Origin of the sequence: Nocardiopsis listeri, from assembly GCF_020741345.1 — a bacterium.
Lineage (GTDB): Bacteria > Actinomycetota > Actinomycetes > Streptosporangiales > Streptosporangiaceae > Nocardiopsis > Nocardiopsis listeri_A.
Map to the genome: position 1 here is coordinate 1 of NZ_DYZD01000363.1, position 6,761 is coordinate 6,761.

At 69.6% G+C, this 6,761-nt stretch carries 7 protein-coding genes and 1 tRNA gene; 5 read left to right on the top strand and 3 right to left on the bottom strand.

Annotated elements, in window-relative coordinates; all coding sequences use genetic code 11:
* The 3 genes from K8V84_RS19445 to der all read left to right on the top strand — a co-directional run.
* Positions 1-568 (top strand): prephenate dehydrogenase (locus K8V84_RS19445; RefSeq protein WP_304077016.1); only part of this gene is annotated, 568 nt, incomplete at its 5' end.
* An 86-nt stretch (positions 569-654) separates the two neighbouring features.
* On the top strand, positions 655-1,344 hold the full coding sequence (gene cmk, locus K8V84_RS19450; protein ID WP_304077019.1) for a (d)CMP kinase: 690 nt from the start codon (positions 655-657) through the stop codon (positions 1,342-1,344).
* 109 nt (positions 1,345-1,453) lie between these two features.
* Positions 1,454-2,887: a ribosome biogenesis GTPase Der gene (gene der / locus K8V84_RS19455; protein ID WP_304077020.1), complete on the top strand. Its 1,434-nt coding sequence runs from the start codon at positions 1,454-1,456 to the stop codon at positions 2,885-2,887.
* Between the two features lie 135 nt (positions 2,888-3,022).
* On the opposite strand, the gene K8V84_RS19460 is transcribed toward der, so the two are convergent.
* Positions 3,023-4,453: an MFS transporter gene (locus K8V84_RS19460; RefSeq protein ID WP_304077023.1), complete on the bottom strand. Its 1,431-nt coding sequence runs from the start codon at positions 4,451-4,453 to the stop codon at positions 3,023-3,025.
* A 98-nt stretch (positions 4,454-4,551) separates the two neighbouring features.
* On the opposite strand from K8V84_RS19460, the gene K8V84_RS19465 reads away from it, so the two are divergent.
* Entirely contained in the window at positions 4,552-5,040 is a 489-nt protein-coding gene (locus K8V84_RS19465) for a DUF523 domain-containing protein (protein WP_304077026.1), read from the top strand.
* Positions 5,041-5,044: 4 nt separating this feature from the next.
* On the opposite strand, the gene K8V84_RS19470 is transcribed toward K8V84_RS19465, so the two are convergent.
* On the bottom strand, positions 5,045-5,593 hold the full coding sequence (locus K8V84_RS19470; protein WP_304077029.1) for a dihydrofolate reductase family protein: 549 nt from the start codon (positions 5,591-5,593) through the stop codon (positions 5,045-5,047).
* Positions 5,590-6,516, bottom strand: a complete 927-nt coding sequence (locus K8V84_RS19475; protein WP_304077032.1) for a helix-turn-helix domain-containing protein — start codon at positions 6,514-6,516, stop codon at positions 5,590-5,592. Before K8V84_RS19475 ends, K8V84_RS19470 begins: the two co-directional genes overlap by 4 nt.
* A gap of 135 nt (positions 6,517-6,651) precedes the next feature.
* On the opposite strand from K8V84_RS19475, the gene K8V84_RS19480 reads away from it, so the two are divergent.
* Positions 6,652-6,725: transfer RNA gene (locus tag K8V84_RS19480), tRNA-Pro, on the top strand.
* The last annotated feature ends 36 nt before the right edge of the window (positions 6,726-6,761 follow it).

Sequence of the window (6,761 nt, forward strand, 5' to 3'; positions counted from 1 at the left end):
CGACGCGCACGACCGGGCGGTGGCGCTGGTCTCTCACGTTCCGCACGTGGCCTCCTCCGCGGTGGCCGCGCGGCTGTTGGGCGGGGACGAGACCGCGTTGGCGCTCGCCGGTCAGGGGGTGCGCGACGTCACCCGCATCGCCGGCGGCGATCCGCGGATGTGGGAGGAGATCCTCACCCACAACGCCGCCCCGGTGGCGCGGGTGCTGAGCGAGGTGGCCGCGGACCTGGCCGCCACCGCGAAGGCGTTGGTCGACCATACGGCGGAACCCGTCCGGGACCTGCTGGAGCGTGGCCGTTCCGGGCACGGACGCATCCCCGGCAAGCACGGTTCGGTCCGTCGTCCGGAGTACACCGTCATCCCCGTGGTCATCCCCGACGAACCCGGGTCGTTGGGTCGTCTGTTCGCGGCCGCCGCCACCGCCGGGGTCAACATCGAGGACGTGCGCATCGAGCACAGCCCGGGCCTGCCACTGGGTGTGGCCGAGCTGTACGTGCTGCCGGAGGCGGTCGACACCCTCGCCGAGGCGCTTTCGGCCGACGGATGGTCGGTCCACCCGGGGGTGTGAGACCGTTCTACGCTGTGGTCCGAGGGCGAGTCGCGCGAAGGTAGTCTTGGGCGTCGGCAAAGAGTGGACCGAGGGAGTCAGCAGTAGTGAGCGCGCAGCACACCGGAATCGTCATCGCCATCGACGGTCCCTCCGGGTCGGGCAAGTCGAGCACGGCCAAGGGCGTGGCCCGGGTGCGTGAGCTGCGCTACCTCGACACCGGGGCCATGTACCGGGCCCTGACCTGGTGGATGTTGCACCACGGCGTGGACGTGAACGACGCCGCCGCGGTGGCCGCCAACGTCGAGCGTCCCGTGATCTCCATGGGTACCGACCCGGACGCGCCCACCGTGACGGTCGACGGCCGGGACGTGGCCACCGACATTCGCGGCAAGGACGTCACCACCAACGTCAGCGCGGTCTCGGCGGTGCCCGAGGCGCGCGCGCTGCTGGTGCGCACCCAACGCGAGATCATCGAGGCCGCCAGAGCCGAGTCGGCCGGCATCGTGGTCGAGGGCCGGGACATCACCACGGTGGTGGCCCCCGACGCTCCGGTGAAGCTGTTCATCACCGCCAGCGCCGAGGCCCGCGCGCAGCGGCGCAGCAAGGAGGTCCGGACCGGCGACGTCGCCGCCACCCAGGCCGACCTGGCCCGCCGCGACAAGCTGGACTCCAGCCGCGCCCACTCGCCGCTGACCCGGACCGCCGACGCCACCGAGCTCGACACCACCGGCCTGACGCTGGAGGAGGTCGTGGCCCTGGTGGTCGAACTGGCCGACGAGGCCAAGGTCGGATAGCACCACCGGCGACGCCGGCATCACCACGGGGGGTTTCCCCGTGGTATTTCAGCATCCTCGCGGCACGCATCCTGGGCGCGCGAGGACCTCGAACCGGGAGTAGTGAGCAATGAGCGAGTTCGACGTGTCCGATGTGGGATACGAGTCCGAGGACACCGAGTCGGCCCTGCCCGTAGTGGCGGTGGTCGGTCGACCCAACGTAGGTAAGTCCAGCCTGGTGAACCGGATCATCGGTCGCCGTGAGGCCGTGGTCGAGGACGTGCCGGGCGTGACCCGTGACCGGGTCGCCTACGACGCCGAATGGCAGAACAACCGGTTCACCCTGGTGGACACCGGGGGTTGGGAGACCAGCGTCAGCGGGTTGGCCGCGATGGTCGCCCGTCAGGCCGAGTACGCGGCGCAGACCGCCGACGTGATCCTGTTCGTGGTGGACGCGACGGTCGGCATCACCGACGCCGATGAGGCCGTCACCCGTGTGCTGCGCGCCACCAAGCGTCCCGTGGTCCTGGCCGCGAACAAGGTCGACGGTGGTCAGCAGGAGGCCGACGCCCTCAACCTGTGGAACCTCGGTGTGGGGGAGCCCTTCCCGATCAGTGCCCTGCACGGTCGCGGTACCGGCGACATGCTCGACGCCGTGGTGGAGGCCTTTCCCGAGACCCCCCAGGGTGACGACGAGAGCGACGGCGAGGACGGTCCGTCCCGGGTGGCCCTGGTGGGGCGGCCCAACGTCGGTAAGTCCAGCCTGCTCAACCGGCTGGCCGGCGAGGACCGGGTGGTCGTGGACTCCGTGGCGGGTACCACCCGTGACGCGGTCGACGAGCTCATCGAGCTGGGCGGCCAGACCTGGAAGTTCATCGACACGGCCGGTATCCGTCGCAAGTTCCGCGCGCTGCAGGGCGCGGACTACTACGCGACGATGCGCACCGGCAGCGCCCTGGAACGGGCCGAGGTCGCGGTGGTGCTGATCGACGTCAGCGAGCCGCTCGCCGAGCAGGACATCCGCGTGGTCGAGCAGGTCGTCGAGGCCGGCCGGGGTCTGGTCCTGGCCTTCAACAAGTGGGACATCCTGGACGAGGAACGCCGGATCTACCTGGAGAAGGAGATCGACCGGCAGCTGTCGCGGGTGTCGTGGGCGCCCCGGGTGAACATCTCCGCCGCCACCGGCCGCCACATGGAGCGGTTGGTCCCCGCGATCGAGACCAGCCTGATGGGTTGGAACCAGCGCATCCCCACCGGTCAGCTCAACAACTGGCTCAAGGAGTTGGTGGCGGCCACCCCGCCGCCGGCGCGTGGTGGCAAGCAGCCCAAGATCCTGTTCGGGACCCAGGCCGGATCGCGTCCGCCGCACTTCATCCTGTTCACGACCGGGTTCCTGGAGGACAACTACCGCCGGTTCGTCGAGCGGCGCCTGCGCGAGGACTTCGGTTTCCAGGGCACCCCGGTGCACATCAGCATGCGTATCCGGGAGAAGAAGGGCGGGGCCCCGGGCCGCGCCTCCAAGGGCAGCGTGCGTTCGGACCGCAGGTCCGGCGGCCGTCGCTAGGGTTCCACGCGTGAGTGGAAAGGGCTCCCTGATCTGAACTGCTCCCCGGTAGATGGAACTGGATTTCCCAGTCCAACTATCGGGGACCAGTTCACTGGTGACGGGGCGCCCCTTCGTCGAGTTCGGTCAGGACGCTCAGGGCAGGCGGCGCACGTTGCTGTAGCGCGGCCTCGGAGCCGGTTCCACGTTCTTGCGCGGACTCGGCACCGGGATGGCCGGTGCGCCCGGCAACGGTCGACCTGCGCTCTCCCGCATCCGCCACACCACCAGGACGCCCACCACCCCGGCGGCCATGAGCAGCCAGGCGGGGGCGTAGAGGTTGCCGGTGGCCTGGATCAGGGACTCCGAGACCAACGGGGTGGTGCCGCCGAACAACGCCACCGAGACGTTGAAGCTGACGGCCAGCGCGCCATAGCGGACCTTGGTGGGGAAGAACGCCGGCAGGGCGCCGGGCCCCGCACCGGAGAAGTGCACCAGGGTGATCGCCAGGACCACCACACCCAGGGCGACCGCCCACAGGTCACCGCGCTGCATCAGCCAGAAGGCCGGTAGGGACAGCACGATCGAGAGCAGGCTGCCGGTGAACAACACCGGCCTGCGGCCCACCCGGTCGCTGAGATGCCCGACCAGGGCGACCGTGGCGAGGATGAACACCATGCCGCCCAGGGTGATCACCAGCGCCGCAGAGGCTCCGTAGTCGAGTTCGGTCTCCAGATAGGTGGGCAGGTAGGCCGTCACCATGTAGTTGTTGACGTTGAAGACCAGGATCAGGCCCATGCACAGAAGCATGGCGCGCCACTGGTCGACGAAGGTCTCCCGAAGCTGGCCCTTGCGACGTTCACCGGCGGAGTCCTTGGCGAAGCTCTCCGAGGAACCCTCGAAGATCGGGGTGTCGTCCAGTTTGAGACGCAGGTACAGGCCGATGCCGCCCAGCGGAAGCGCCAACAGGAACGGGATACGCCAACCCCACTCCACCATGGTCTCGCTGCCCAGGGCCACCGTCATCAGCGTGACGATGGAGGCGCCGGCCACGTAACCGCTGATCGTGCCGAACTCCAGCCAGGAGGCCAGGAACCCGCGACGCTTGTCGGGCGAGTATTCGGCGATGAAGGTGGTCGCTCCGCCGTACTCGCCACCGGTGGAGAAGCCCTGCGACATGCGCGCGACCAGAAGCAGGATCGGGGCGGCGATGCCGATCGTCTCCGCCGAGGGGATGAGCCCGATCGCGAACGTGCTCGCCGCCATGAGCAGCATGGTGAAGGCGAGCACCTGTTTGCGGCCGACCCTGTCGCCGAGCGGACCGAAGAACAGACCACCGAGGGGGCGGACGAGGAACGCCGCGGCGAAGGTGGTGAAGGTCGCGATCAGTTGGACGCCACCCGACTGGGACGGGTAGAACACCAGCCCGATCGTGGTGGCCAGGTAGCTGTAGACACCGAAGTCGAACCATTCGGTCGCGTTACCGATGGCCGCGGCGGTGACGGCCTTGCGGGTGGTGCGGTGGTCGGTCTCCAGTACCCGGGTGCCCTTGGGGCTCGCACCGCTCTCGGGTGGTGTCTCGCTCACGTCTTCCCCTCCCAGTGATCACGTGAAGAATCCAGATAAGCACCGTGAGTGAGAAAAGCGTGGGATGTGGCCGTGTCGGGGCCGGGTAGCGTGGCCGTATGCGCAAAGTGCTGGTGAGCGCCTGTCTGATGGGCCGCAGGGTCCGCTTCGACGGGCGGGCCAAACCGGTGGACGACGCCACCGTCGAACGCTGGCGTGCCGAGGGGCGCCTGGTCGTGCACTGCCCCGAGATCGCCGGCGGGCTGCCCGTGCCCCGACCACCGGCCGAGATCGAGCCGGGCGCCGACGCAGCCGACGTCCTCGCCGGGCGCGCCCGCATCCTCACCCCCGAAGGCGTGGACGTGACCGATCACTTCGTCTCCGGAGCCCGCGCGGCGCTGGCCACCGCGCAGGCCCACGACGTGGCCGTGGCGCTGCTCAAGCAGTCCAGCCCCTCCTGCGGCTCCCACCAGGTGTTCGATGGCACCTTCTCCGGGCGCAAGGTCACGGGGGAGGGCGTCACCGCCCACCTGCTGATTGCACACGGGATCCCCGTCCTGGACGAGGACCAAGTGGCCGAGGCGGCGGAACTGCTGGCCGAGCCGTAGGCGGTCAGTCCTTGACGACCTCGTAGTTCAGGCAGGCGAACGCGCCCGCGAGCCGGGCCGACAAGGGCCGCAGCCGTACACGGCCGTCCAGCAGGGGGGCGCCACCGCCCAGACTGACCGGGGCGATCGACACCCGGACCTCGTCGAGCAGCCCCAACCTGGCCAGCTCGGCGGCGACGCGTCCACCGCCGACCACCCAGATGTCCTTGCCGTCGGCGGTCCTCACCATCTCCTCGTGCAGTGCGCGCAGCTCCTCGTCGGTGTCGGCGCTGAGGAACCGAAGGTCCCCCTCGACCCGGGGCAGGTCGCGATGGGTCAGCACCCAGGTGGGGGCCTGGTGCGGCCAGGGCTTGTGCCCCTGCTCCTGGAGGATCCACTCGTAGGTGGTCGCCCCGGTGAGGATCGCGCCCGCGCCGTTGATGAACTCGGCGGTGGAGTCGATCGCCTCACCCTCTTGAGCGCCTTCCACCGCGAACAGCCACTCCAAAGAGTTGTCCTGGTCGGCGATGAACCCGTCCAGGCTGGTGGCGGTCTCGTAGACGGTCCTGGTCATGTCGTTCCTCCGTATCGGTCCTGTAGCCATTCGATGGGATCCCCGTGGCCCACCTCCACGCCCGCCTCGCGCAGCATGTGCCGTGCCGACTGCCTCCGGTGCGCGGCGAAGGTGAGCACGTGCACGACCACGCTGCCGAGGACGAAGCTCTCCGGTGGATCGCACAGCGCGTCGATCAACCGGTCGCTCCAGGCGCCCCGGCGTCCGATGTCACCGATGGTGGCGATCCACCGTGCCCCCGCCTCGCGGTGCCGTTCCCGCAGCGACGCCGGGTCGTCGTCCCCGTGTTCGGGGAAGTCGGCCCCCTCGATGGAGGCCAGCCACACCTCCTTGGACCGCACCAGGCACTCCAGCCCCTGCGCGATCGACTCCTCCGGCCCGTCCCAGGTCAGGACGGTCCGACCGGGGGAGCGCACCTTCCGGTACTCCTCCTCGGACAGACCGGCGGCCAGGTCGATGAGCAGGGCCGTGTCGTCGATGTCGTGGTGCACCTGGAAGGTGGTGAGGTCCATGTCGGGTCGTCCCTTCGGGTTCTCCTCCACCCACAGGTGGAACGGCGGATGGAAGTGGACCCCGTTGGGTGCGGTCAGCCACCGGCCGCTGCCGGCCGTGGTGGCGCTGGGCGGGTGACCGAAGGCGCGTGCGAACGCGCGGGTGAACCCCTCGACGGACTCGTATCCGGCGGCGAACGCGGCGTCGGTGACCCCGGTGCCCTGCCCGATCTGCCAGGCGGCCCTCTCCAACAGCACCCGACGGCGCAGTGCCACGGGTGATTCGCCGGTGTCCCGGGCGAAGGTGCGGCTGAAGTGGAACGGTGAGGCGTGCGCCTGCCCGGCCATGTCGCTCAGGCGGGCGTTGTCCTCGGCCAGGACGGCGTCGAGCAGTTCACGTAGCCGGTCGCGTCCGGTGGTGGGGTCGGTCATGGGACCAGTATCTTCATCCGACCCCCGGATCCGCTTGACCGATCTTGCGCAGATGGAACCGTGGTGCGAACGGCTCGGGAGATGCGATAGAGTCGTCTCCGTTGGCCGCTCCGGAGACGGTGTAGGTCCGACGGACGGGACGTAGCGCAGTTTGGCAGCGCACTTGACTGGGGGTCAAGGGGTCGTGGGTTCAAATCCCGCCGTCCCGACAGAGCAGTGAGAGGGGTCCACCGACAGGTGGGCCC

Coding starts and splice junctions, on each gene's coding strand:
- K8V84_RS19465 (WP_304077026.1), top strand. CDS start 4,552: ATGCGCAAAGTGCTGGTGAGCGCCTGTCTGATGGGCCGCAGGGTCCGC.
- der (WP_304077020.1), top strand. CDS start 1,454: ATGAGCGAGTTCGACGTGTCCGATGTGGGATACGAGTCCGAGGACACC.
- K8V84_RS19475 (WP_304077032.1), bottom strand. CDS start 6,516: ATGACCGACCCCACCACCGGACGCGACCGGCTACGTGAACTGCTCGAC.
- K8V84_RS19470 (WP_304077029.1), bottom strand. CDS start 5,593: ATGACCAGGACCGTCTACGAGACCGCCACCAGCCTGGACGGGTTCATC.